Genomic DNA, 26,440 nt, shown 5'->3' on the forward strand with positions numbered 1-26,440 from the left:
TTTTTATGAATTGGATATTTTATATTTTACATTGTCGATACACGTATTTATGAGACAAGATAAACAGCAACCAGATCAAAAGACCTAAAAAACACTGTTCCGATTATAATAAAAGTAATTTTCGAAGCTGCGGAGGAAGGAAAAATAGATTAGGCCCGGGCTTGAATCTCGCCGAAATCGTAGGTTAAAACGTCCGGCTGGCTGTCAATGAATGATTGATGATGCCGGTGATCTTTTCAACGTGATGGTGCAAAAAGAAATGATTCCCCTCAAAGTAGTAGGCTGTAAAGTGTCCTGAAGTATGATGTTTCCAATCGGATACATCTTCCTTGCTCATAGCGTCTTCTTTTCCGTTGAGAACGGTAATGTCGCAATCTATTTTGCTGTTTCTTTCTTGATAGATATAGTTTTCTACCATTTTAAAGTCGCTTTTGAGAATGGGGATAAACAATTCAAATAGCTCTTCATGATTGATGAGCTCCTCAGGTGTTCCCCCGAGCTCGACAATTTTTTTCTTAAAAATAGGATTGGGCAAGGTATGCAGTTTTTCTTTCTTTCTGATCCTGTTTGGCGCTTTATAGCCCGAGAAAAAAATGTGAACCGGTTTTTCAGCTCCCGCCCCGCTCATTTGATAGTAAAGTTCATATGCCAAAAGGCTTCCCATGCTGTGCCCAAAAAGAGCGTAGTCGTCACCTTTTCGTTCAGCTTGAACCTGCTCAAAAATGTCTTGAACTGCTTCTTCAAGGCTTTCGTAACAAGGCTCGTTGAAACGCCGGCCCCTTCCCTTCAGCTGAATCGGACAAATCTCAATGTCGGGCTGCATATGGCCTTTCCAGGAATAAAATGCAGATTCGGATCCGCCGGCGTAAGGCAGGCAAAATAATTTCATTTCTATCATTCCCTTTCGTTGTAGATATTTTTTGGTGAATAAGCCGTTAATCGACAGATACGTCAGCCGTCCGATTCAGCGCTAAAAACTTCGGAAGGATAATCATGTAGAAAACGCCAACAGCAATCAGGCTTCCCCCGACTAGCCAATACAGGCTTTCAAGCGCGATCCATGCCGGGTAAAGCCACGCAATAAACAGAAGGGTCAGCGACTGTGAGAGCATCATAAGCGGATGAATCCACCCCTGCACCCTACCCATCATTTTCGGATTGACGATGTTTGGTATCCACCCTCCGATGGCAACGTTGATGCTTGGAAGCGAAACCGCGATAAAGCAGGAGCAGACCATATACAGCCACAAACTTTTAACCAGGGAGCCGGAAATCGTGGCACATCCGCAAACAATCAGCGCTAGGATCAAAAGTTGATAAAGCTTCAATTTTTGAGAAAGCAAGGATGCGGCGATGCTCCCCGCCAAAAACCCCGCACCGAAAACAATGCCGAGTACAATCGACATCTCTTCATAGTTTCCAGGTGCAAGCTTGTATTTTAATATAAACACCTGCATGACCGAGAGCCCCCCATTGACAACTCCGAAAAGGACGAATCCGGACACGAGGGCAAGCAGCAATTTATGGTTGAGAATATAAGTAAAACCAAGTGTGAAATCTTTCCATATACCAGCGATATTCAGCTGTCTAATGGAATGTTTTCCATTTGGCATGCGGACGGCATCGGAAATCCGGCAGGCTTGAATTAAAAGCCCGCTCAGTGCGAAGCTGGCTGCATCAACCATAACGGCTCCTTCAACTCCAAGCGTCCAATAACAAAATACGCCAAGCCCGTTTCCGAACAGCATAAATAAACTGGCTACCATTTGATTCAATCCGACGGCCAGCGAATATTCGTTTTCAGATAATATTCCTTGAATAAGAGAAGTTTGGGCAGGGGTGAAAAAACTTTTAACGGCATTTCTTAAAAAAAGAACGGCAAATGTAAACGGCATCCATTCAAGATAGAGAGACAGCAGTAATACAATCGATAGTCCCATACAGATCCAATCGCAGTTTTTGGCGATTTTCTGCCGGTCAAACTTATCCGCGAAAACACCGACGAGGAAAAATACAGCCAATGTAGGCAATGACAGCATCAGCTCGGTCATTGTGGCATATGCAGGCTGATTGGAAAAACGGTCTAGCAGGTAAAACAAGAGGGCAGTGAGTCCGATGATCCCTCCCATTTGTGAGGTAAAGGATGCGAAGAACAGTAGCGCATAATTTTTATTTTGAAAAATAGAAAACATTTTTTTCATAGGCGCCTCCTAATTTGTATTGAGACAGACGGCTCCATTTGTTATTCTGAAAAAATAACATCATTCTAATTTTCCGTCTCTTATCACGCTGATTTTCATTTTCAAAACTACACTTCTATCATTTAAAGTGTCACAGATTGAATTTCCCAATATAAAATCGCTGCTTCTCATAACGATTGCAGCCGTCTTTTTAACCCCCCGTTTCTTCTTTCAGATAGTATTCTCTAGCAAAGTGGAAGGGAAATCCTTGATCTCTACCCTTCAAATTTACAAAGAAGTAAATTTATGAAAAGTAATTCTAAGGTTATAGATTCGTCCTATTTCAACAATATCCTCTATCTTATATTCAATTTTTTAGAAAATGTCCTTTTTAAAAAACAATTACTATATTTAAAAAATAAAAAACGCTTCCAATATGGAAGCCGAAAGACTCATCATACTGGAAGCTGTTTAGATGTTCATTTTTTTATGAAATTGTTATCCAGCACTTCGATCACCGAAGAAGTCGTTTTTGAACGGTCTTTTGTTTGCTGCACCAGTTTGATGATGTCTTTGTATGCCTGCTGCGCTCCGAGCACCAGCAAAGGAACCCCGATCGGATCGATTTTCAGCCTTCTTGAAAATAAACCGCCGAATGTCATCGCAATGGGCACAGTCGGAGACGTGTTTGAAAAAACGACTTTTTCCTGCAGTTTTCCGTTTTTTTCAAACAGCTCAAAAACGCCCAGCATGGCTGGAATGACCGCTTTTGATGATCCTCTGCCGATCGTGTACACCTGGTGGCCTTCTTCATCAAGACCGTGAAAGATTAATTTTCCCATTTCCTTCGGACTTAATTGATTAAAACAGTCGGTGCTTAAAATTTCGTTTTTCGACGGTTTTCTGCTGAATGGGAGCTTTTTCAGATGATAAGCGGCGGCAAGTGCAGAAGAATGAGTGCCGCCGTAACAGTTGTATATATAGATCAACATACTCACCCTCTTAAATGTCTTTAGTTTTAATGTGACCCAAATATACAATCTTATTTATACCGCGTTTCCAAAACTTCTTTAACAGCTGAGACATACGTTTGGAACGTCTCATTTTTAGAACTTGCCCGCGTCCACAGGCCGAACTCCGAAAAAAAAGCCTCTCGTTGAGGCGTGCTGATTTCCAATTGAATGCTTTGACCTGTTTTGCATTGATTATTGATATTTTCGGGATTTCCCCCTGCAAGCCGGTGGCTTGGGCTGACCAGCTCCGCTGAAAAACCTTGGTTGTGCAGCGCTCTGACAATCGCTTTCGCCCCTCCGGTATCCGTTCCTCCTACAAGCGTATGTTCAACGATGTCATGATATCCATGAAAAGCCAGCGTATAGTTGTGCTCTTTGACCGCTTTGACGGCCTGCGGTTCATCAAAATGATTGCTTGTGATGTGAAGATCCCAGTTTTGCGAGGGTTTGATTCCTTCGAATAAGTAAGTGGAATAATCGGCGCTGAAGGCGCGGACAAGTTCACTGACACCTCCTTCGATTCCTCCGCCGTGCGGCGAAAGAATCAGCAGTTCGGTGCCCATGTCTGTATATTCGATTTGATAATCTTCTCCTTCTGTTTCATGTTCGGCAAGCTCGGCAAAATTGGCGTATTTGTCTGCAGATGAAGCGACGCTCTGCAGCGGAAATTGAAAGATGACCGTTAAGCAAATCCCCGTGACTAACCAGATGATGCAACGATTTTTCATCAATGGGTTCCATTCTTCCTGCACCGTTAAGAAACTCCTTTTATCGTGTATTTTGTTTTCGAGTATCACGTGATATCATGTTTCGGCCGGGATGAGAGAATTTCAATAAATGGTAAAATATTACTCCTTTTCGTCACCCAGTTGCCATTTTATATAAGAAGAACAGCATAACGAAAGCGACCTTTACCTTATTTTTCATCAGCGGCCGGCGCGTGTTCCCGGAAGCACGGAATCTTTCGGCATACAGTATTTTTATATCGATTGCCTCAGACGGGACAGGTGCCTTCAGATCAAGCAAAGCCTATAGAAGGAAGCACAGGTTCGGTGCAGCGGTTTGAAGAGGGACAAAGTCTCCCTGTCTTTATATGATATTTTGAGCCTCTCTGACAGGAGATCATCTAAAAAAATGCAAATAAAAAAGAAACGGACGATTCCGTTCCTTTCAGAGACGATCATTTTTTATAGAAAGCGCTCCGGCCTGCTCGTTCAACCAGGGCTGGGAAGAGCTGATAGAGTTTGCTGACGCCGTTCATCCAGCCTGGAAGATTAATTTCTCGCTTGTTCGTCATCATTGCCGAGACGACTTTCTTAGCAACCTGATCCGGATCAAGCATCCATCTCTCGACGCTTTTGACATAATCCCCTCTTTTATCGGCCGTCTTAAAAAAGTCGGTTTGAATCGGTCCAGGATTGACCGTTGTCACGTTGACCCCCGTTTCGGCAAGCTCCATTCTCAAGCTGTTTGAATACCCGAGCACAGCATGCTTTGTTGCCGCATAAAGGCTTGACTTGGGCGTCGCTAATTTGCCCGCTTGCGAGGCGATGTTGATAATATGGCCTTTGTCTTGCCTGATCATATGCGGGAGTGCCATTTTCGTGCAGGCGATCAGACCGAATACGTTGACCTCAAACATCGCTTTCATATCTTCAAGGGAAGCGTCAAGCGCGTTTTCGAAAATACCGAATCCCGCGTTGTTCACAAGAATATCAACCGGACCGGCCTCTTGAAACGCCGCTTTTATGTCATCCGTCCGGCTGACGTCCAATGCGATTATGCGGCATTTTGCACCGGTTTCATCGGCGATGTTTTGCTTCAAAGCCATGAGGCGGTCTTTTCTGCGCGCAGCCAGAATGACCTCGGCTCCTTCCTTGGCGGCATGGTATGCGATCCGTTCCCCAAGTCCTCCTGAAGCCCCTGTAATCATCACGTTTTGCTCTTTCAACTTTTGCTGCATGTTCGTCACCTACTTTGCGTAATAGTACTCGATTCCATCGGCCGTTTCTGCTCCGATCCTCCCTTGGGATTCCAAATCGTCAAGCTGCCCAATCGTTTCTGACATCGTTAAGAACAGCTCTTTTTCATAGACTGCAGGGAACAGTTTTTGACATATCTGATAAGGTGAATGCGGTTTTTCAGTAAGGATGCGGTACACCTCTTCGGCTCTGTTTCGCTGCTTTTCCAGCCTTTTGGCGACAAGCTCATTCACTTTTGTGATGTCCTCCCCGTGGCCGGGATAAATAATGTTGAGCGGAAGCTCCCGCAGCCTGCCGAGCGATTTCAAATAGTCCAGCAGCGGAGTCGGGCGCCTTTCTCCTTTTTGCGGCACTTCAAGAAGCGGATTTGAAGAAGACGGCTTTAACAGCAAGTCTCCTCCGAGCATGCTTCCAAGCTCCTCATGATAAAGGACAATATGTGAAGCGGCGTGTCCGGGCGTCTCAAGAACCCTCCACCCTTCAAGCCCGTCAATTTGCTCGCCTTCTGAAACGGTCTCTGTCAAAGTCCGATTACAGGAAAACCGGTACGACGCTTTTACCGTAAGCCCCGGCGGCTTCATATCGCCGGGAACGCCGAATCGCTGATACAGGTATGTAAAAAAGGCCTTTTGTTTTTCAATAAAATCGGGATTTTGGCTGATATACGGTTCATTGAACGGATGGCCGATGATGTTGACCCCTGCGGGGAATTCGTCCAGCAGTCCGGCGTGATCAGCGTGATGATGGGTCAGAACGACCTGGTCAATATCGTTTAATGACAGTCCCTGGCCGGCCAGCTCTTTCTTCAAAACGGCGGCCGCCTCCTTTGTGTTGGGCCCGGCATCGACCAGAGTCAGCGCCTCGCCTCTGACCAAATAAATGTTGACGTCTCCGACTGCAAACGGAGTCGGCAGTGAAATAGGAATGATTCTTGCGTCTTTCATCGTTTGATTCTCCTCATCCTGCGAATTGATGTTGATCATATTTTACCTTTTTCTCCCGCGCATGTCATTTTTGCTTCAAATGCCTGTTGACATTTCATCATTCCTCATAGCATAATGAACAACAAATATATGCAGGTAAATGATTGAAGACGCAATGAAGAGGAATAGTAAACAAGCAATGGTGAAAGAGAGTGAAATCCACGGCTGAAAGATTTCACAGCCCGCTTGCATGTTGAACCTGCCCTCAGAGCGCTTAGGCAAACCTAAACGTATCCCGCGTTACGGGGCAAGAGCTGAGCATGTATATGCTAATGAAGGTGGTACCGCGAAACCTTTTCGTCCTTTGTGAAGACGGAAAGGTTTTTTTGTTTTTTAGAAGGAGGAATTCATAATGAAACGAATGGGATTTATCGGAGCCGGTTCGATGGCTGAAGCGATGATTAAGGGGCTTGTCAAAAGCGGTGCGATGGAGCCGGAAGCGATATTCGTTACGAATCAGTCGAATACGGCCAGACTTCGTGAGTTAAGCGAGACATACGGGGTGTGCGGAGAAGCCGATACGGCAAAAGTCGCCGCCCGTTCGGATACACTCGTTTTGGCGATGAAGCCGAAGGACGCGGCGGCCGGAATGGCCGCACTCCGCCCCTATTTGCGAAAAGATCAGCTGCTGATTTCAGTCCTTGCAGGCATTCCGATTCGCACGATCCAGCACTACGCCGGGCTTGATCTGCCAGTTGTAAGGGCCATGCCGAATACATCGGCCTCCATTCAAAAATCAGCCACAGCCTTTGCGGCAAGCCCGCTCGTGACGAAAGAGCAGATGCGGGAAGCAGCTGACCTCTTTGCGACAGTCGGAAGCGTTGCAATCGTTGAGGAATCTGCCCTTGATGCGGTGACAGCAGTAGCCGGAAGCGGCCCCGCTTTTGTTTATCGATTTGTCGAAGCCCTGCAGGCGTCAGCTGCGGAATTGGGACTTCCTGAAGAAACGGCGAAACAGCTGATTATCGATATGATGTCAGGTGCGGCTCAAATGCTTGAAACCGGCAGGAACCCTTCTGTCATGAGAAAAGAGATTACAAGCGCCGGAGGGACAACAGAAGCGGGCCTTCGGGTGCTTGACGACCATCAATTCGAACAGATCGTCATATCCTGCGTCAAAGAAGCGGCGAATCGTTCTGCGGAAATCAGGGATATGTTTGCGGCCAAAATTTAAAAAAACCGGGAGACAGCGTATCGCTTGTTCCCGATTTTTCCCCAAGCGGCCCCGTCCGTATACTCAGAGAAGCTTGTGTATCGCCAGCCGGAGGATATCGGGCAGCTTTCCGAATGAAAACGGCACATGGAGGCGTTCCGTCCATTTATGAGGGTCTTTGCCGGCCGGCCCGATATTGATGACCGGCACAAACAGTGCGTTTTCTCGTCCTTTAGGCAATGAATAGCCGTGTTGAAACAGCGGCATATTGGATGTGAACGCATCGACAGACTGCTTTTGCAGCTGAAGGTAGCTTAAATCGGACAGGCCGGGAAAATATTGGACTTCTGTAAATTCAATACCGTACCTGTCGGCCGCATACTGTTTCACATCTTTTATCACCTTTCGGATCAAAGGATCGTCCTTTGAAGAAACAGCCGGATAAAACGGCGGACTGTAAAACAGAACGATCATCGGAGCATCTTCTTTGCAGAGCGAAGCCAATTCAGACACGATTTTCGTTGAAAAATCGCGGTCTCCAAGCTTCCCCCTGTTGGCAAATGCAAAGTTGAGTATGCGCTCCGCCTCGGACTTCCCGGCCTTTTCCTTTGCTTTGTTCCACAGCTCCTCAAACGTCAGCACGGAAACGGTCGGATTCATTGGCGTGAATGCTTCAAATCGCTGATATTCGGCCGTTTTACGCTCAATATTTGTTTGAATATTGGCGGCCGCTTCCTTGGCTGTGTCAAGCAGCATGTGATGGAGCTCGGCGGCGGAACGCTCCATCATCAGCACATTAAAGAGCGACACCGCTGCGTGAGGAGTCTGAACCGAGTACGCTTCCTTCAAATCTTTTTGCATCAGATTGGCCGGGGGAGGCGTCACTTCTCCATCCGCTTCTTCGCAATAGTCAACGTTTAATTCGAGCAGCCTGTTGATTTCGGACACCATTAAATTCGCATTCACCCCTGCAAACGGCTCGCCGACATGCGTCTCAATCCCTTTGCAGAAAAATCCGGCAAGCGCTTTGCCGATGCTGCCTGAATAGACGTATTGCTTCTGATCTCCCGGATGCTTTTCAAACATCGGCTCACAATTTAAGCATGATGTATAATGAAGGCCAAATTCCTCTTCTAAAGCTTTCAGTGCGGGTACAGCTTCAAGCATCCCCTGTGAGTTGACTTCTTCGTCCGGAACCGTAATTAATAGAAGGTTTCCGTCAAATTCTCCGTTCATCGCCCGTTCCAGCATCGAAAATTGAACAGCAAGACCCGCTTTCATGTCCATGCTTCCCCTTCCAAACAGCCACTCGCCGCTTTCCAAGTCACTTCTGACCCGTTCAGGCAAAAGTTCTTTTTTATCATTTAATACATCCATGAGTTCTGGGACTTTGCATGCCGTATGTTTGAATTCGCCGTAGTCTGCCGTATCGACCACGTCAAAATGGCTCAAGAGGAGCACCGTATTTGATTTCTCTTCCTTTTTGACGAGGGCGGTTAGAAAATAACGCCCGTCTTCCATCGGGTGAAGCTTTAAATACTCAGGATTCTTTTGAAAGTACGAACGGTCTTTTAATAAATCATGCATATACTTCGCAAGCGCCACTTCTCCGGCCGTGTCTGAGATGCTTTCGTATTGAACTAGAGAAATGAGCAGCTGTTTCAGTTCTTCCACTGTCTGCCACTTCACAAAGCAAACCCCCTCTTTCGCTGTTTTCCGCAGGTGTATGCAAATATCGTATTTAGTAAAAAATAGAATGTGAACAACTTTATTGTACTGAACATTCTTACATATGGAAATGACTTGAGCAGTTTATATGACGTGAATGGGCAGAATTGGTATAATCGAGGCGAAAACTTACGGGAGGCGAAAAAATTTGAGTAATCGAAAACTGTTCACACCATGGAGTTTAAAAGGAGTTACACTAAAAAACCGGATTGTCATGTCGCCGATGTGCATGTATTCCTCCCATGAAAAGGATGGAAAAGTGCAGCCGTTCCACATGACCCACTACATCTCCCGCGCCGTCGGACAAGTCGGACTGATCATGGTAGAAGCTACCGCCGTCACCCCAGAGGGCAGAATCTCCGATCAGGATCTTGGTATATGGGATGACGCGCATATTGACGGACTTGCCGCATTAACGTCACAAATCAAGCCGTACGGCAGCAAAACGGCGATTCAGCTGGCACACGCCGGAAGAAAAGCCGAGGTCGAAGGTACAATCTACGGGCCTTCAGCTCTTCCTTTCGACGAAAATTCGCGAACACCTGTTGAAATGACAAAAGAAGACATAAAAGAAACCGTTCAGGCTTTCAAAAAAGGAGCTGAACGCGCGAAAGCCGCCGGCTTTGACATCATTGAGATTCATGGGGCCCACGGATATTTGATCAACGAATTTTTATCACCGCTTTCCAACAAACGCGAGGATGAATATGGCGGATCACCGGAAAACCGCTACAGGCTGCTTCGCGAAGTCATCGACGCTGTAAAAGAAGTCTGGGACGGACCATTGTTCGTACGCGTTTCAGCTTCAGACTACAAAACAAAAGGCCTTGATGTCGCCGATTATGTCGGTTTCGCCAAATGGATGAAAGAACAGGGCGTTGATTTGATCGATGTCAGCTCCGGTGCAGTCGTGCCTGCCGACATCAACGTCTTCCCGGGCTATCAAGTCGGCTTCGCCGATACAATTCGCGCCCAAGCCGAAATCCAGACAGGTGCAGTCGGGTTGATCACAAGCGGCCTTCAAGCTGAGGAAATCCTCCAAAATGGACGCGCAGATCTCATTTTCGTTGCGCGAGAGCTGCTGAGAGATCCATACTGGCCGAAAACCGCTGCCAAACAGCTGAACACAAAAATTGAAGGACCTGTTCAGTACGACAGAGCCTGGTAAGTTGCTGATATCCCGCCTCAAGGCGGGATATTTCTTTTTTTCAAACTCGTGAGAAACGAACATCCTTGTTCGTGCGTCTTTCCTAATAGAACACCATATACAGAGAGAGGATGACCTCTATGACCATAACGGAAAGAATATATACAGTTGAAGGATGCATGTTTTACACAAAGCAGAGAAAAGGAAAAAAGAACGCAACCATTATTTTTGAAGCGGACTACGGTTCTTCTTCAAAGACTTGGCAGCCCATTTTACCCGATATAGACGAAGATCTCGGCTTGTTTGCATACGACCGTGCAGGCCTTGGCAACAGCGGGCCGAGCAGCAGCAAAAGAACAGCGGATCAGATGGTGAAGGAACTAAAAGCTCTGCTTGCAGCAGCAGGCGTCAAACCGCCATACCTGTTTGTTGCCCATTCGTTCGGCGCCGTCATTGCAAGGTTGTTTGCAAGCCGGTACAGCGATGAAGTCATCGGCATGGTGCTGCTTGATCCCGCTTGTGAAGATCAGGAGGAAACAGTGCTGCCTCTTCTTCCGGAAACATTAAAAGAAGACTACAGCAAACAGTTTTCGATCGAAGGGTCCCATGAGGACTTCCAACAAAGCCTGGACATTCTGAAGCAGGAAAAGAAACACCTCGGTTCGGTTCCTTTGCTCGTCCTTTCGGCTGGAAAAAGAACGGAGGCGGCGAAACAGGCTCATCACGAGTGGCTGAAGCTTCACAGCAGACTGCTGTCTCTTTCGCATCAAAGCGGCTGGATTCAAGCGAAAAACAGTTCGCATTTGATCCATCATGATGAGCCCCACATCGTCCAGCTTGCGATCTATGATGTGTGGTATGCCGCACAGCAGCAAACATACGCTTATCAAGCCGCCAATTAAACAAAAAAACCAGCAGACATTCTGCTGGTTTTTTGTTATTTTGTTTCTCGGTGTATCGTGTGCCTTTTCAGACGCGGAGAATATTTTTTCAATTCCAGGCGATCCGGATTTGTACGTTTGTTTTTTGTCGTAATATAATTGCGGTCCCCCGTTTCAGTACACGCCAATGTAATTTTGACTCTCATGTTGTCCTCCTTATCAAAACGTAATGATTACGCTTTATTATACACCATTTTAAAACCGTGTCAACAAAAAAAGCTTCCCGTCCCGCATTGCCGGAACAAAGAAGCTTCGAATGCCAATTAAGTTCTTTTGATCTCATGCTCATAAAAGTCAAAAGCTGCCACGGTATCAGGAAAGATCGCTTTCGCTTCATTGACCAGTTCAAGCACGTTTTCCCCCTGGTATCTTGCACTGATATGGGTTAAAATCAGTTCTTTTGCGCAGGCCTCCCGCGCTGTTTCCGCCGCTTGTTCTGAAGTGCTGTGATAATAGTCTCCGGCAAGCTCCCTGTCGCCTTTCGCAAATGTTGCTTCATGGATGAGGACATCGGCTTTTTCGGCAAGCTTCTTCACATTCTCGCATGGCCTCGTATCTCCGGAAAAAGCGACAATCCGCCCTTTTTTCGGCGGTCCGATAAAGTCTGCACCGCGAATCTTCCGGCCATCTTCCAATGTGACAGTCTCCCCGTTTTTCAGCTTTTGATAAACAGGGCCAGGCGAGACTCCAGTCTGTTTCAGCGCTTCGGCGTCAAGTGCGCCTGGAACATCTTTTTCCTGCACGCGGTATCCAAAAGCGGGGATGCCGTGAGATACGCTTCTCGCCGTCACGATAAACTGGTCATCTTCAAAGACTGTCCCTTCTTCAATCTCCTTAATCACAAGCGGATATGTGACATGCGTCCCCGATACGTCAAGCGCCGTTTCAAGAAACGTTTTGATTCCTTGCGGTCCGTACACGGTCAGCGGACCTTCTCCTCCCTGGAAAGAGCGGCTGCTGACAAGACCCGGAAGCCCGTATACATGATCGCCGTGAAGATGGGTAATAAAAATCTTTTCAATTTTTCTGGGCTTGATCGATGTATGTAAAATTTGATGCTGTGTGGCCTCCCCGCAGTCAAACAGCCAAACAGACCGCCTTTCTTCTAAAAGCTTCAATGCAACGGATGTGACATTCCTCGTTTTTGCGGGGATGCCTGCTCCCGTTCCTAAAAATAATAACTCCAATATCCTTTCCTCCTGCTAAAAACTTCATCTATCACAAGCATACAGGAAGTCTGAGAAAAAAGAAACGCCGGCTTCACGCCATGCTATGCAACTAAATACCCTGCCCGTTTTCAGTAAACTTTTCATACGATTCGATCTCAAATGTTTGCTTTAAGGGATTATTAGCTTTAAAATGAAGAAAATAAACTTAGCTTCGAATAAAGTGAGGTACGTTTAATTGAAAAAAGATCAAATGGAACCAAAAGCAGTTATCGTAATATTTGGCGCAACAGGGGATTTGGCAAAACGAAAACTATATCCTTCTATCCACAGGCTCTACGAAAACGGACAAATCGGGAATGAATTCGCGGTTGTCGGAGTCGGCAGACGCCCTTGGACAAATGAAGACTTTCGCAGTACCGTACAGCAATCGGTTTCGAAGTTTCCGTTAAACGAAAAGGATGTAGACGAGTTTACATCTCACTTCTACTATCATCCTTTTGATGTTACAAATTCCGGCTCATACCGGGAATTGAACGAACTTTTAGAGAAGCTGGAAAGTACATATGATATTCCGAATAACCGGATGTTTTACTTAGCGATGGCTCCTGAATTCTTCGGAACGATTGCAAAGTTCCTAAAATCAGAGGGTGTCACTTCAACAACAGGCTGGTCAAGGCTCGTGATCGAGAAGCCTTTCGGACATGATCTGCCGAGCGCAAAATCCTTGAATCAGGAAATTCGTGAAGCCTTTACAGAAGATCAAATCTATCGGATTGACCATTATCTAGGAAAGCAAATGGTGCAGAACATCGAAGTCATCCGCTTTGCCAACGCGATTTTTGAGCCGCTTTGGACAAACAGATACATCTCGAACATTCAAATCACGTCAAGTGAAGATTTGGGTGTGGAAGACAGAGCGAGATATTATGAAAAATCCGGTGCGCTTCGAGACATGGTTCAAAACCACATTCTTCAAATGGTGGCGCTGCTTGCGATGGAACCGCCGATCAAGCTGAACACGGAAGAGATCCGCAGCGAAAAAGTGAAGGTGCTCAGAGCCCTTCGTCCGATTCGAAAAGACGAAGTCGATCAGTTTTTTGTGCGCGGCCAGTATGACGCGGGTGTCGTTGACGAAAAACAGGTTCCGGCTTATCGCGATGAGCAAAATGTAGCAAAAGAGTCCAATACGGAAACGTTCGTTGCCGGCAAACTGCTGATCGACAACTTCAGATGGGCCGGTGTGCCGTTCTACATCCGGACAGGGAAACGGATGCAGAAAAAATCAACCCAGATTGTCGTCCAATTTAAAGACATTCCGATGAATCTTTATTACGGAAACGGCAACACGATGCATCCTAACCTGCTGGTGATCCATATTCAACCGGATGAAGGCATCACCCTTCATTTAAACGCAAGGAAGCTTGGAGGCGGCACTTTTGCCCAGCCGATCAAGCTCGACTACTGCCATAACTGCGGGGACGGCATCAACACGCCTGAAGCTTATGAAAAGCTGATTTTGGACTGTTTGCACGGAGACGCGACAAACTTTGCCCACTGGGATGAAGTTGCGCTTTCCTGGAGTTTTGTTGATGCGATTTCTCAAAACTGGGAGGAAAACAAAACCCTTTCCCCTAACTATGAGGCGGGCTCTATGGGACCGAAAGCTTCTGATGACCTGCTCGCAAAAGACGGCTTTCATTGGTGGCCGCTTTAATAAAAAACAGCCTTCACATTGAAGGCTGTTTTTTTATTTATGCTTTTAAGGCCTGCATTTCTTCTGGATGGCTTTTGTCCCGCTTCCACATCAGCTGAAGAACGAACAACAGAAGGAATATGCCGAGACCGATTATGTCGGAATAGCCCTCCGGATAAATCAGCAGAAGACCGCTGGCAGCCGCCATTATTCTTTCAAACCAGAACACTTTTCTCATCCAGAATCCAATCATGCCCGCACCGATGGCAATCATTCCGGACAATGCGGTAAAGATCACCCAGAGAATTTCATACCAATGTGCGTCAATCATGAGAAGCTCCGGAGACAGGACGAATACATACGGGATGATAAAAGCGGCAATCGCAAGCTTTGCTGAATTGATCCCCGTTCTGATCGGCTCTCCTCCCGCAACACCGGCGGCGGCAAATGCGGCCAAAGCAACGGGCGGTGTAATGTCAGCTACGATGCCGAAATAAAACACGAACAAGTGGGCCGACAGATCAGGAACATTCAGCAAAATCAAGGCTGGTGCGGCAATCGTTGACGTAATTACATAGTTTGCCGTCGTCGGCGATCCCATTCCGAGAACAAGAGCGGCGATCATTGTCAAAAAGAGCGAAGGCAGCAATGCGCCTCCTGCCAAATCGAGCAGGCCGTTTGCAAGTTTGAGGCCGAGACCCGTCTTTGTGACGACTCCGACGATGATGCCGGCAGCTGCCGTTGCCGCCGCAACGGAAAGCGCCATTCTCGCTCCTTCCGCGAGAGCCAGCACAATCCCTTTAACGCCCATTCGCGTTTCCCTGTTGAACAAACCGACCAGGATCGCCAGAACGATCGAATACAAAGCGGCATGCATGACCGTGATGCCCGACATTAACAAAAAGACGACCGAAACGATCGGAAGCAGCAAATAAATCTTTTTGAATACTTCCTTGCGGTTCGGCATTTCTTCTTTCGTTAATCCGCGCAGGCCGAGGCGCTTCGCTTCAAAGTGGGTCATAATCCAGATGCCCGTAAAGTACAAAACAGCCGGGATCATCGCGGCTTTCGCGATATCCCAGTACGTAATGCCTCCGCCGATGAACTCAACCATTAAAAAGGCGGCGGCTCCCATGATCGGAGGCATCAGCTGCCCGCCTGTAGATGCGGAAGCTTCGACTGCACCGGCAAATTCTTTTTTATAGCCCAGTTTTTTCATCATCGGAATCGTAAACGATCCGGAAGTGACGACATTGGCGACAGAGCTTCCGCTGATCGTTCCCTGAAGCGCACTTGAAAAAATCGCGACTTTTGCCGGTCCGCCAGTGCTTCGTCCGGCGATCGCCACAGCAAGGTCATTAAAATACTGCCCCACACCGGTTCTGACAAGAAATGAACCGAACAGGATGAACAGGAAGATGAATGTCGAAGACACAGCGAGCGGCGTGCCCAAAATTCCTTCCGTCGTAAAATACATCGTCTGAACGAGCCTTTCCAGCGTCAGGCCGTTGTGAGACAAAAAGCCCGGCAGATACGAGCCGTAAAGGCCGTACAAAAGAAACAGGCCGGCGATGATCGTAATCGGCAACCCGACAGCACGTCTCGTCGCTTCCAATACGAGCAGGACGGCCAACAGTCCGACATAAAAGTCCGTTTCCGTGATCAATCCGATCCCGCCTACAATCGTTTCATAATTGGCGACCCAATAAGCGCCGACGCCCGCTCCTAATACGGCTAAGATTGCGTCATACCAGGCGACTTTGAATTTGCCGGTCTTCCGTAAACCTTTTGTCGCCGGAAACAATAAAAAAATCAGACCGAGCGCAAACCCTAAATGAACCGACCTTTGAATTTGAGCCGGAAAAACGCCAAAAATGGCTGTGTATAATTGAAACAAAGAAAAAGCGAGCAGGCCGACAAATGCAATGACCCCCGTCAACCCTTTGAGCTTTCTCGTTCCCGCTTCAGGATCGTATTTCTCCAGCAGTTCCTGCTGATCTTTTTCCGAAAGCTGCTCAGTCATTGATCTTCACTCCCCTCAGTTGTTGCAAGACATTTTGTTTTCGGACACTCATCCTTGTCCATGTGCCGGGGCGGATGTACCGCTTTAACTCATGTTCAGCGCCTGAATACTTGATCCTGTGATTCGCCCTCACCCTTCCGATCCGCATATCAATGAACGGAAAGGTCCTCTTCATATCCGAAATGGTATAGACACCGTTATTGATGACGAGCCTTTCACCTTGCTCCGCGTTTGCGGGCATCCCGACGGCCGGATCATGATAGGTCAGAGCGGTCTGCCGAATCATTCCTTTTTTCCACACATACGATTCGATCACTTCTGTCCGATGGATGGAATGCGTATAGATCACATCAAAGCTTTTCTTCTTTTGGAGGGGAAGAAAAGCGATGATCTCGCCGCTGTCCTCTTTCTCGAACACGACAGCGGTCTGATAAGGAATCAGGCATGCCGTTGCAAAAGCGGCAATGATCAGCGCCGGCACAAGCCGTTTTACAATTTTAAATTTCCCCATTTTTCCAAATCCCCTGCCGAATAGAAAAACGATAGACCGATGTTTCATTGCAACGGTCTATCGATTGTCCGGGCTTGTTCATCGCTTATCTGCCTGCGGCTTTACGATTTTTCTATCCCTTTTTCTTTGAAATATTTAGCCGCTCCAGGATGAATTTCAATATCGCCCAATCCTTCAAGCGCGGTTTCAGGCTTGATAAATTCGCCTTTGGCATGATTGATTTTATCGGCTTCAAACAGCGCTTTCGTCATTTTATAGACGGTGTCCTCATCCATCTTGTCGGATGCGACGAGCATCGCTTTGACAGCGACCGTGTTCATATCGCTCCCGATGCCGTAGGTGCCTTTTTTGATCGTATCCTCAGCATAGAACGGATACTTTTCCATCAGCTTTTCCTGCTTATCTTTTTCAATATTTAAAATTTTTATTTTATTTTGCGCAGAAAGCCCTTCGACAGCCCCGGTAGGCGTTCCAGCCGTGATGAAGGCGGCATCGATCGCGCCTGACTGAATGCCGTCTGTCGACTCTTCAAAAGACAGGTTTTGCGGTTTGATGTCGTCAAAAGACATCCCGTGAACCTCCAAAATCTGCTTGGCATTAATGTTGACCCCTGCACCCGCAGCACCCACGGAAACCGTTTTGCCTTTTAAATCTTCAATCGAATTGATTCCGCTTTTTTCTGTTGTTACAATCTGTACAGTTTCAGGATACAGGGCGGCAATCGCCTTGATTCCTTCAATTTTTTCTTTAAACATTTCTTTGCCTTCTATGGCATAAGTGGCAATGTCCGTCTGAGAAAAAGCGACCTCAGCTTCCCCTTTTTGCAGAGTTGCCATGTTTTCAGCAGAAGCACCTGTAGTCTGCGTCGTAAATTTGTCTCCTGTTGCATCCTCCCAAAGGTTTGCAAATTGACCGCCGAGCGGATAATATGTACCGCCGGTTCCCCCTGTCAGCAGACTGTAGCTTTCTGATCCTTTTGACGCAGATCCGCCGTCCTTATTTCCTGATGCATTGCCGCTTCCGCACGCTGCCAATCCCATGACAAGCGTCAGTAGCAATACAATCCATGATAAGCTTTTCCACTTTTTCATTCATTCTCCCCCTTTGCTTGTTGGACAAATAACAATCCTATCGTACCACGAAAAATGTATTAGTTGTCAATATATTGTTTTATTTCTAATTATTTAGTTAATTTTATGAGCAGCTGGTTCTGAATATGCGCACGGCCTCGGAAATTCCCGTCCGCTAAAGCGGTGGTAGCCCACGATCTCCTCGGAGGAACAGCGTGCTGGAAGATTGCATGACAAAACAAAAAACCCGCGGTTATGCAGGTTTTTCATTTCCGAACATGGACGCTGGAAAACACAAACTTGTCGTAGCGATGCCTTGCAAAAGAATATTCAAACGGTTCTCCCGTATTTAAAAAAGCGACCTGTTCAACTTCAAGAACCGGATCGTCAGGGGCGCATTCCAAGTACTCTCGGTCGAGCGCATTCGACTTATCCGCCCTGATCTTCCGGTGCGAGCCGGCGATTGTCAGTTTCAGCGTCTCGGTGATGTGCCGGTAAACGGAGCCGTGAAGAACGTCTTCATTTAATTCAGAGATGACATTCGAAGGCATATACGTTTCTTCAATGACATACGGTTCGCCTTCAACCTTTCTGAGCCTGATGATATGATACACCGGAACGGTCTTTTCGATTGACAATTGCTTAGCCACTTCATCTGAAGGGAATTCGACATCAAATTGAATGATGCGGCTTTCGATTTGTTTATTGGCGAGAAGCTTGGTCAGCCCGAGGTTTTCGCGGTCTGTCACACTGACGGGAAGCTGCTGAATCGATGATTTTACTATGAAGGTGCCGTGTCCGCGCTTGCGGTACAGCATGCCTTCTGACACGAGAATATCGAGGGCTCTTTTCATCGTCATTCTGCTGCAGGAAAATTCTTTGGCGAGAGAAAGCTCATCAGGTATGGGCTGATCAATCGGATAGTATTCTTCCTGAATCCGCCTCCTCATTTCGTTTGAAATATATTCGTATTTTCTCATGTTTTAACCACCATTACTAAGGATTCTGTATGCTTGTAACACCTTCCTTATCATTATATCGGTTTTGAAGCAGAAATAAAAAGATGGCCCAACAGACCATCTTTTAGCCCGAGTCCTTTTTAAAAACCGTTGTTCTCGGCAAGTTTCTTAAACCAGTATCCGCTTTTTTTAATCGTTCGTTCGCCGTTTTTGTCAAGGTTGACAGATACAAATCCGTAGCGGTTTTTATAGGCGTTCGTCCATGACCAGTTGTCCATGAATGTCCAAAGGTGATAACCTTTGACATTCGCTCCTTCCTGAATCGCTCTGTGCACCCATTTTAAGTGTTCTTCGATAAACGCAATTCGGTAGTCATCGCGGATTATGCCGTCTTCGCCACGGAAACGCTCTTCTCCTTCAACACCCATTCCGTTCTCAGAAATAAAGCATTCAATATTTCCATAGTTTTCTTTGACATTCATTAAAATATCATAGATTCCTTTTTCGTATATTTCCCAGCCGCGGTGGCGGTTCATTTTTCGTCCGGGCATTTCATAATGGTCAAAAAAACGCTCCGGCATAAAAGGCGCGTCCGGATGAGGCATGTGCTCCTTCGCTTTCACCCGTCTCGGCTGATAATAATTGATGCCGAGCAGATCGACAGTGTGATTTTTGATCAGCTCCAAGTCTCCTTCTTCCATGACAGGCAAATAGCCTTTTTCTTTTAAAATATCTGTTAAAAGCTGCGGAAACTCACCCTTAACGGCAGGATCAAGAAACGACCGGTTAAAGAAAGCGTCAGCTATTTCAGAAGCTCTCACATCTGCCGGGTGCTGGCTTCGCGGATAGGATGGCGTTAAATTTAAAATGATGCCGATTTTGCCGTCGCCTCCGAGTCTGCGGTAGGCTTCGACCGCTTTGGCGTTTGAAAGAATTTCATGGTATGCGACCTGGACGGCCTTTTGAAAGTCGATGATGTTCGGATAATGAAAATCGTATAAATAGCCGCCTTCAGCAGGAACGATCGGTTCATTGTGGGTAAACCATTTTTTCACACGATCCCCGTACAGCCGGAAGCACGTTTCCGCGTATGAAACAAAGTGATCGACGACTTGCCTGTTTTCCCATCCGCCGATATGCTGGAGCGCAAGCGGCATATCAAAATGATAAAGGTTGACAAAAGGCTCGATCCCAGCTGCCAGCAGCTCATCGATGACTTGGTTATAAAAGGCAGCTCCTTCCTCGTTCAACCGCCCTTTTCCTTCAGGAAACAGACGGGCCCACGAAATGGAGAAACGAAAAGAGTTGTGGCCGAGCTCCTTCATCAGCTGAATATCTTCTCTGTAAGTCTCGTAAAAACGCGAAGTCTTCTCAGGGCCTACTCCGTCAAAAAATCGGTTCGGCTCTTTTTCGTACCAGTGATCCCAAATGTTCTTTCCTTTGCCTCCTTCAGCCGCCGCTCCTTCAGTCTGAGTCGCGGATGCCGCCGACCCCCACCAGAAGCCTTTTGGAAAACGGTATTGAATTTGTTCTAGCTGCAGTTCTGTTTTTGACATGTCATCAATCTCCTTTTAAAGTCCTAGCGTTGTCTGATCTTGTTCCGCTGCATTGATTTCCTGCTCTTTTTTCATATTCATCCGGTCGATGAATTTCAAAAACGGGAACCAGATCATAAAGACAACGGCTAAATTGACAATCTGTAGAATGCCACCGGCAAGCGAATTGGTCGCCATCATTCCGCTGATAAAAATCGGCACAGTCCAAGGAATCGTGACCCCGGTCGGCGGCGGCACAAGCCCGGACGCCATTGCGAAATACGTAATTAAAGTGACGATCATCGGCGAGATCACCCACGGAATAAAAATGAGCGGGTTCATGACGATCGGCAGGCCGAAAATGATCGGTTCATTTACGTTGAAAATCCCCGGCGCTGCTCCGAGTTTTGCGACCTGCTTCATTTGCTTGCTCTTCATAAACAGCAGGATGGCAATAATCACGGCCAGTGTCATCCCGGTTCCGCCCATTCCGACGGTGTACACTTCCATAAACTGCTTATTGATAATATGCGGAACTTCCCCTGTTGCGGTATAGCTATTCAAATTTTCGATCGAAAGCGTATTCCAGATCGGATCCATAACAGAGTTGATGATAATTTGCCCATGGAGTCCGAAAAACCAGAGAAGCTGAGTAAAAAATATAGCAATCAAGGTCGGAATGATACCGCTTCCAAGGCCGACAAGCGGAGCCTGTACCAGATTGTAAATTAAATCGTGCATATTCGTATTGAACGCTTGGGTCACAAGGATATTGATGACCAAGTAGACGGACAAGGTCATCACCGCCGGAATCAGCGCGGCAAAAGATTTAGCTACAGCAGGTGGAACGCCGGCGGGCATTTTGATTGTATAGTTTTTCTGGACAAAAAATCTGAAAATCTCCGCGGATGTAAAGGCGGTAATCATTCCGAGGAACATCCCTTTCGCACCGAGCCTGTCAATCGGGATGACGTTCGGAATCACTTCCCCTCCTTCGCCGTTTAATACAAACGGAGTCAGCAGAAGGAACGATGCCAAAGCGACGACTCCTCCAAAAACCGCTTCGACTTCATAAGTTTTGGATAAATAATACCCGATCCCGAACACGACGAAAACGGACATAATGCTGATCGTTGCACTCGGCGCTATGCTTAAAGCCGACTGGAACGTTTCAAGCGCCGATTTGCTCATCATTTTATTGAGAAACGGCAAATTGGTTAAAACGACAATGATCGATCCGAAAATGGTGAGCGGAAAAGCCAGCATAAACGCATCCCTCAGCACGCCTAAATACCGGTTGTTATTCAGCTTCCCGGCAATCGGCACCAAGAGGTTGCTCAATTTTTCAAACATGGTCTCTTATCCCCCTTCGATTTTGCCATACAGTGCGAATCATAGATTTTTCTCTTTGAATAATTCCAATAATTCGGACACAAGTTCCTTCATCGTGAGCGTCGACATCAAATGGTCCTCCGCGTGCAAGAGCAGCAAAGAGAACTCACTTTTTTCCCCGCCCGCTTCTTTTTGAATCATTTGAAAGTGAATATCATGGGCCTGCTGCAAATCGGCTTCAGCCTGGTGCAGCAGCTCCTCTGCTTTCTGAACGCTGCCGGCGCGGTATGCCCTGATGGACTGAATGACTTTGCTGCGGGCGTTTCCGCTATGAAGAATGAGCTGAAAGCAAATTTGTTCGCCTGTTAATTCATCGAGTTTTAATTTTCCCATCATCATCAATCTCCGATCAAGCTGAGCGCCTGTTCATAAGCTTTCTTTCCGTCTGCCATTCCGTAAGCCATCATATCAATCACATCAACCTTAGTACCGTACTGTTCTGCTTCTTTCTGCAGCTCGCCTTTTAAAAAGCTCATTTGCGGGCCGATGAGAACGACGTTTGCCTCTGCCATCTCTTTTTTTGCCTGGTCCTGTCCGACCGCCCAAATTTTTGCCTCGTCACCGATTGAATGCGCGTATTCCTCCATCTTGGTGACAAGGAGACTTGTCGACATACCCGAACTGCATGCAAGTAAAATCTTTTTCATCGTCATATCCTCCTTTATTAAAAGCGCTTTCACACAACTATTATTATATCTTTTTATTTTTATATGTCTAGACATTTAAAAATAAATGTATGTATTTATTTTGAATAATAAAAACCCCCTCTTCTTTCAAGAGGGGGGCCAAACAAATTATCGGGCATATTTTTTGAACAGCTGAACTGCTTCCTTCGGCACGTAGAAGGATCCATTGCTTTCAACAATCACGCTGTCTAATTCATATTCCTTTCCGTTGATTCTGATGAGGTTTTTGTTCACCGGCATTTCGGCTTTCCCTTTTTTGCGCGATGCGACAAGAACTGGATTAGCCGGATCTTTCTGATCGATCGTTACGCTGGCTCCGGCTTTTTTAAATGCCTGTTTTGCTTCGATAAATAATTCGTTTGTTAATTTGTCTAAGTTGAAGCCCATTGCTTTTGCCATCGTTTTAGCGATGCCGGTGTTATCGACGAGGCCCTGCGGCTTTTCGGGACCGTACGAATACAGGAAGACATCTTCACCTGTATGACCGCCTGTTGTGAATCCGATGTTGGCTCGGTTGCTGAGCAGCTTGGTGAATAATGAAGCCGCTTCTTTTTTGTTTTTCACGCTTTTCAGCTGTTCCTTCTCTGCCGGCGTTAAATCATCAAGTCCGTAAAGCTTTGCCGCTTCTTCGATATTCGATAAATCGTCTTTTAATTTGCCGGTTGCGCCTTCCACCGTCATTTTAGCCTTTTTCAGCGGATCGATATAGGCTGATACCGGCGTTGTGTCATAGCCTTTCGTCGTGTTGCTGTTGCCGATGGAGATGCCGCTGTTGCCGTGGTCTGAGACGGCAATAACCATTGTATGTTTGTCTTTTTTAGCGAATTCAAGCGCTTCTTTCACCGCGTTATCAAATGCCAATACATCGCTGATCATGCCGATCGGATCGTTTTGATGCGCTGCCCAGTCAGGCTTGCTTCCTTCCACGAATAAAAAGAAACCGTCCTTGTCTTTAGAAAGCGTCTGAATCGATTTTTTCGTCATCTCCGCAATCGTCGGCTGCTCTGGATGCGTTGCACGGCGGTCCATGTCATACGCGAGATCGCGCTGTGAGAATGCGCCCCAAATTTTTTTCGATTTTGACTTGAGGAGCTGATCTTTCGTTTCAACAAAATCGTACTTTTTATCTTTGAGCACTTTGACAAGGTCTTCACCGTCTTTGCGGCTTTTATCCTTTGTCCCCGGCTGAAGCGATTCTTTTCCTCCGCCAAGGACAACGTCCATGTTTTGATAAACCTGCTGTTCACCGAGCACTTCAAAGTTATTGCGGTCCTTATGATGGCCGGAATAGCCGGCAGGTGTGGCATGCTGAATTTCAGAGGTTGCAATAATGCCAGTTGCTTTTCCCTTCTGTTTGGCGCCTTCCAGCACGTTTGCCACAGGCCGGTATTGATCTTTTTTACCGACCTTCTCGACACCTGGTGTATTCACCTTTGAAGGCAGCACTCCAATATAGGAAGAATTTGATTTTCGTCCCGTTGCCATCGCAGTTGCTGCAGGTGCAGAATCAGTGATCGCCGATTCTGCCGAATGCGTCCGGACACCGCCGCTGACAATCTGGTCCATCGCGAGCGGTTCGCCTTTATACCAGCGTGCCAATGTTGTTGCAGAAGAGCTTGTTCCATCCATGACCATCATGATCACGTTTTTCACCTTTGGTTGTTCCTTCTTTTTCGCTGTTTCCATTGCTGCACTGCCTGTTCCCGCTGATCCTAAAGCGACTGCGCCTGCCAGTGTAATGCCGACGATTCTGTTGCGTAAGAAACCCATTCTTATGTACTCCCTCCATAACCGCTTTTTGTTGACAAACCTACACTATCATTGCTATGTAAACAGCACTTTTGCTTTCTATTAATCTTATGTAAATTTTTTTGGGCTTATGATGAAAAGAAGGCACCCCGCCTTCTTTTCATCCTTTTCCAGCTTGGAATCCCGGGTATTTCGTCATTCCGCCGTCCACATACAGCGTCAGGCCCGTCACATAGCTCGCTTCTTCGGATGCGAGCCAGGCCGCGCAAGCCGCGACTTCCTCCGGCTTTCCGATATACCCGATCGGAATCAATTCAACAACGCCTTTTTTCAATTCGGGATCAGCGAATTTTTCGGCGTTAATCGGCGTATCGATCGCACCGGGTCCGATCGCATTTACCCGAATTCCTTTCGGGGCATATTCAAGGGCAAGGGTTTCCGTCAGCAGTTTTGCCCCGCCCTTGCTTGCCGCATAATGGACAAAATGCGGCCACGGGATTTGCTGATGGACGCTCGACATATTAATGACCGAGCCTTTAATATTATGATCGAGCATATAGCCGATCGCTTCCCGGCATCCTAAGAACATCCCTGTCAAATTAGTTGATATGACGCGGTTCCAGTCTTCCAGAGACAAATCCTCAGAAGGTACTTCATTTTCCACCCCAGCGTTGTTCACCATCACATCAACGGAACCGAATGAGTCAACGGCCTGTCTGATCAGCGCTTTTACATTGTCTTCTTTTGAGACATCTCCTTGAACGGCAATCGCGCGCGCTCCACTGTTTTCTATTTTCTTCACCGTCTCTTCAGGATTTTCTTCTTCCTTGAAGTAATTGATCACTACATTGGCTTTTTCAGAACCGAAGCGAAGTGCCATCGCTTTTCCAAGACCTGTACCCGCCCCTGTAATAACCACCGTTTTTCCCTCTAAACTCGGATACATGGGTTAATTCCTCCTTATTGAAACTCTCTTTTGAGTAGGTTTCCACAGAAGCGCTTAAACATGCATCCTTCCGAAATCAAAAAACCGCAAGCTTTTCAGCTTGCGGTTTTACATCTTATTTCATCCACTCAGTGTGGAAAATGCCTTCTTTATCTGTACGCTCATACGTATGTGCGCCAAAGTAGTCGCGCTGCGCCTGAATCAGGTTGGCCGGCAATGTCGCAGTGCGATAGCTGTCAAAATAAGCGAGAGCGCTTGAGAAGCAAGGTACAGGAATTCCTTGTTCAACCGCAAGAGAAATCGTTTTGCGGAGAGCGCCCTGATAGCCTTCAACGATATTTTTGAAGTAAGGATCAAGAAGCAGGTTGTCAAGCCCCGGATCGCGGTCATACGCTTCTTTGATTTTTTGCAGGAACGCCGCGCGGATGATGCATCCTCCGCGGAAGATCATCGCGATATCGCCGTATTTCAAATCCCAGCCGTATTCTTCTGATGCGGCTTTCATTTGAGCGAAGCCCTGTGCGTAAGAACAGATTTTGCTCATGAAGAGTGCTTTTCTGACCGCTTCGATCAGCTCTTCTTTGTTCTCGGCGGCCGGTTTCGCTTCAGGACCTGTCAGAAGCTTGCTTGCTTTGACGCGCTCTTCTTTCATGGAAGAAATGAAGCGGGCGAAAACGGATTCCGTAATGATCGGAAGCGGCACGCCCAGGTCAAGAGCGCTTTGGCTCGTCCATTTTCCTGTGCCTTTTTGACCTGCTTTATCGAGGATGACGTCAACGAGCGGCTTGCCAGTTTCCTCGTCTTTTTTCGTGAAAATATCAGCCGTGATTTCAATCAGATAGCTGTCAAGCTCTCCTTTATTCCACTCGGAGAAGACTTCGTGAAGCTCATCTGAAGACAGACCGACAATGTGTTTCAAAATAAAGTATGATTCTGAGATCAGCTGCATGTCTCCGTATTCGATGCCGTTATGAACCATTTTTACATAATGGCCGGCGCCGTCTGGACCGATGTATGTCGTACACGGTTCGCCGTCTACTTTTGCAGAAATGGCTTCAAGAATCGGCTTGACAAGCTCATGGGCTTCTTTTTGTCCGCCTGGCATGATAGAAGGACCTTTCAGAGCGCCTTCCTCACCGCCGGAAACACCGGTGCCGATGAAGTGAATGCCGCTTTCGGCCAGCTCTCTGTTTCTTCTCTGCGTATCTTTATAATATGTATTTCCGCCGTCAATCAAAATGTCGCCTTTTTCAAGATGAGGCAGGAGCGATTGAATCGTTGCGTCTGTCGGTGTTCCAGCTTTGACCATCAACAGAATTTTGCGCGGTTTTTCAAGAGATTGAACGAACTCTTCAATGCTGTATGTACCGACAACGTTTTTGCCTTCGGCTTCTTTCAGAAACTCTTCCGTTTTCTCGCTTGATCTGTTGTAAACAGAAACCGTAAACCCGCGGCTTTCAATGTTTAAAGCCAAGTTTTTTCCCATTACTGCTAAACCAACTACACCTATTTGTTGTTTTGCCATGTCAAACGTCCCTTCTAAAGCGTTTAGCATTTTAGTTTAATTTTTATTTAAATTG

General features: G+C 46.8%; 24 protein-coding genes and 1 other annotated feature. Of the genes, 4 read left to right on the top strand and 20 right to left on the bottom strand.

The window, feature by feature from the left end; translation table 11 throughout:
- Positions 1-184 precede the first annotated feature (184 nt).
- The 6 genes from LQ247_RS07655 to LQ247_RS07680 all read right to left on the bottom strand — a co-directional run bounded on the left by LQ247_RS07655 (position 185) and on the right by LQ247_RS07680 (position 6,119).
- Complete coding sequence (locus tag LQ247_RS07655; RefSeq protein WP_025811196.1) at positions 185-889, bottom strand: thioesterase II family protein; 705 nt, start codon at positions 887-889, stop codon at positions 185-187.
- Positions 890-935: 46 nt separating this feature from the next.
- Positions 936-2,201, bottom strand: a complete 1,266-nt coding sequence (locus LQ247_RS07660; protein WP_105980396.1) for an MFS transporter — start codon at positions 2,199-2,201, stop codon at positions 936-938.
- 458 nt (positions 2,202-2,659) lie between these two features.
- Positions 2,660-3,169: a DUF3189 family protein gene (locus tag LQ247_RS07665; protein ID WP_023855132.1), complete on the bottom strand. Its 510-nt coding sequence runs from the start codon at positions 3,167-3,169 to the stop codon at positions 2,660-2,662.
- Positions 3,170-3,222: 53 nt separating this feature from the next.
- Complete coding sequence (locus LQ247_RS07670) at positions 3,223-3,945, bottom strand: poly-gamma-glutamate hydrolase family protein (protein WP_026579336.1); 723 nt, start codon at positions 3,943-3,945, stop codon at positions 3,223-3,225.
- A gap of 428 nt (positions 3,946-4,373) precedes the next feature.
- Positions 4,374-5,156: an SDR family NAD(P)-dependent oxidoreductase gene (locus tag LQ247_RS07675; protein WP_023855134.1), complete on the bottom strand. Its 783-nt coding sequence runs from the start codon at positions 5,154-5,156 to the stop codon at positions 4,374-4,376.
- Positions 5,157-5,165: 9 nt separating this feature from the next.
- Positions 5,166-6,119 (bottom strand): MBL fold metallo-hydrolase, encoded by a 954-nt coding sequence (locus tag LQ247_RS07680; RefSeq protein WP_231005860.1) that lies wholly within the window; start codon positions 6,117-6,119, stop codon positions 5,166-5,168.
- Between the two features lie 145 nt (positions 6,120-6,264).
- Positions 6,265-6,466: a binding site (T-box leader), on the top strand.
- A gap of 44 nt (positions 6,467-6,510) precedes the next feature.
- Between LQ247_RS07680 and proC the strand changes: the two genes are divergently transcribed.
- Entirely contained in the window at positions 6,511-7,332 is an 822-nt protein-coding gene (proC, locus tag LQ247_RS07685; protein WP_144498463.1) for a pyrroline-5-carboxylate reductase, read from the top strand.
- A 63-nt stretch (positions 7,333-7,395) separates the two neighbouring features.
- Here the strand turns inward: proC and LQ247_RS07690 are convergent, their stop codons facing one another.
- Complete coding sequence (locus tag LQ247_RS07690; protein WP_144498461.1) at positions 7,396-9,000, bottom strand: M20/M25/M40 family metallo-hydrolase; 1,605 nt, start codon at positions 8,998-9,000, stop codon at positions 7,396-7,398.
- 136 nt (positions 9,001-9,136) lie between these two features.
- Between LQ247_RS07690 and namA the strand changes: the two genes are divergently transcribed.
- Together namA and LQ247_RS07700 are read left to right on the top strand one after the other, a co-directional pair.
- On the top strand, positions 9,137-10,207 hold the full coding sequence (gene namA / locus LQ247_RS07695; protein ID WP_095323518.1) for an NADPH dehydrogenase NamA: 1,071 nt from the start codon (positions 9,137-9,139) through the stop codon (positions 10,205-10,207).
- A gap of 119 nt (positions 10,208-10,326) precedes the next feature.
- A complete protein-coding gene (locus LQ247_RS07700; protein ID WP_033155092.1) occupies positions 10,327-11,088 on the top strand; it encodes an alpha/beta fold hydrolase in 762 nt (253 codons plus the stop codon).
- Between the two features lie 35 nt (positions 11,089-11,123).
- On the opposite strand, the gene rpmG is transcribed toward LQ247_RS07700, so the two are convergent.
- On the bottom strand, positions 11,124-11,273 hold the full coding sequence (gene rpmG / locus LQ247_RS07705; protein WP_003183271.1) for a 50S ribosomal protein L33: 150 nt from the start codon (positions 11,271-11,273) through the stop codon (positions 11,124-11,126).
- Between the two features lie 117 nt (positions 11,274-11,390).
- Complete coding sequence (rnz, locus tag LQ247_RS07710; RefSeq protein ID WP_025811189.1) at positions 11,391-12,314, bottom strand: ribonuclease Z; 924 nt, start codon at positions 12,312-12,314, stop codon at positions 11,391-11,393.
- A gap of 232 nt (positions 12,315-12,546) precedes the next feature.
- Here rnz and zwf point away from each other — a divergent pair, with 232 nt between their 5' ends.
- Positions 12,547-14,010 (top strand): glucose-6-phosphate dehydrogenase, encoded by a 1,464-nt coding sequence (gene zwf / locus LQ247_RS07715; protein WP_031304722.1) that lies wholly within the window; start codon positions 12,547-12,549, stop codon positions 14,008-14,010.
- 37 nt (positions 14,011-14,047) lie between these two features.
- On the opposite strand, the gene LQ247_RS07720 is transcribed toward zwf, so the two are convergent.
- From LQ247_RS07720 to gndA, 11 genes are all read right to left on the bottom strand, one after another.
- Positions 14,048-16,012 carry a TRAP transporter permease gene (locus tag LQ247_RS07720; RefSeq protein ID WP_101561064.1) on the bottom strand — a complete coding sequence of 655 codons (1,965 nt, stop codon included), beginning with the start codon at positions 16,010-16,012 and terminating at the stop codon, positions 14,048-14,050.
- A complete protein-coding gene (locus LQ247_RS07725; RefSeq protein WP_231005862.1) occupies positions 16,005-16,523 on the bottom strand; it encodes a DUF1850 domain-containing protein in 519 nt (172 codons plus the stop codon). The genes LQ247_RS07720 and LQ247_RS07725 overlap by 8 nt, the downstream gene beginning before the upstream one ends.
- A gap of 101 nt (positions 16,524-16,624) precedes the next feature.
- Complete coding sequence (locus tag LQ247_RS07730; RefSeq protein ID WP_023855143.1) at positions 16,625-17,614, bottom strand: TAXI family TRAP transporter solute-binding subunit; 990 nt, start codon at positions 17,612-17,614, stop codon at positions 16,625-16,627.
- 245 nt (positions 17,615-17,859) lie between these two features.
- Entirely contained in the window at positions 17,860-18,573 is a 714-nt protein-coding gene (locus LQ247_RS07735) for a GntR family transcriptional regulator (protein ID WP_020452095.1), read from the bottom strand.
- Between the two features lie 119 nt (positions 18,574-18,692).
- Positions 18,693-20,108, bottom strand: a complete 1,416-nt coding sequence (locus LQ247_RS07740) for a glycoside hydrolase family 1 protein (protein WP_023855144.1) — start codon at positions 20,106-20,108, stop codon at positions 18,693-18,695.
- A gap of 15 nt (positions 20,109-20,123) precedes the next feature.
- Positions 20,124-21,440 (bottom strand): PTS cellobiose transporter subunit IIC, encoded by a 1,317-nt coding sequence (celB, locus tag LQ247_RS07745; protein ID WP_035338357.1) that lies wholly within the window; start codon positions 21,438-21,440, stop codon positions 20,124-20,126.
- A gap of 39 nt (positions 21,441-21,479) precedes the next feature.
- Entirely contained in the window at positions 21,480-21,812 is a 333-nt protein-coding gene (locus LQ247_RS07750) for a PTS lactose/cellobiose transporter subunit IIA (RefSeq protein ID WP_025811183.1), read from the bottom strand.
- Between the two features lie 5 nt (positions 21,813-21,817).
- Positions 21,818-22,126, bottom strand: a complete 309-nt coding sequence (locus LQ247_RS07755) for a PTS sugar transporter subunit IIB (protein WP_020452099.1) — start codon at positions 22,124-22,126, stop codon at positions 21,818-21,820.
- Between the two features lie 147 nt (positions 22,127-22,273).
- Positions 22,274-23,935 (bottom strand): alkaline phosphatase, encoded by a 1,662-nt coding sequence (locus tag LQ247_RS07760; protein WP_020452100.1) that lies wholly within the window; start codon positions 23,933-23,935, stop codon positions 22,274-22,276.
- Positions 23,936-24,074: 139 nt separating this feature from the next.
- Entirely contained in the window at positions 24,075-24,860 is a 786-nt protein-coding gene (locus LQ247_RS07765; RefSeq protein ID WP_020452101.1) for an SDR family oxidoreductase, read from the bottom strand.
- Between the two features lie 115 nt (positions 24,861-24,975).
- The gene (gene gndA, locus LQ247_RS07770; RefSeq protein WP_020452102.1) at positions 24,976-26,385 is read right to left on the bottom strand and encodes an NADP-dependent phosphogluconate dehydrogenase; all 1,410 of its coding nucleotides are present in this window, start codon (positions 26,383-26,385) and stop codon (positions 24,976-24,978) included.
- Positions 26,386-26,440: the final 55 nt, after the last annotated feature.

It is taken from the genome of Bacillus sp. BS3(2021), from assembly GCF_021043345.1.
GTDB lineage: Bacteria > Bacillota > Bacilli > Bacillales > Bacillaceae > Bacillus > Bacillus paralicheniformis.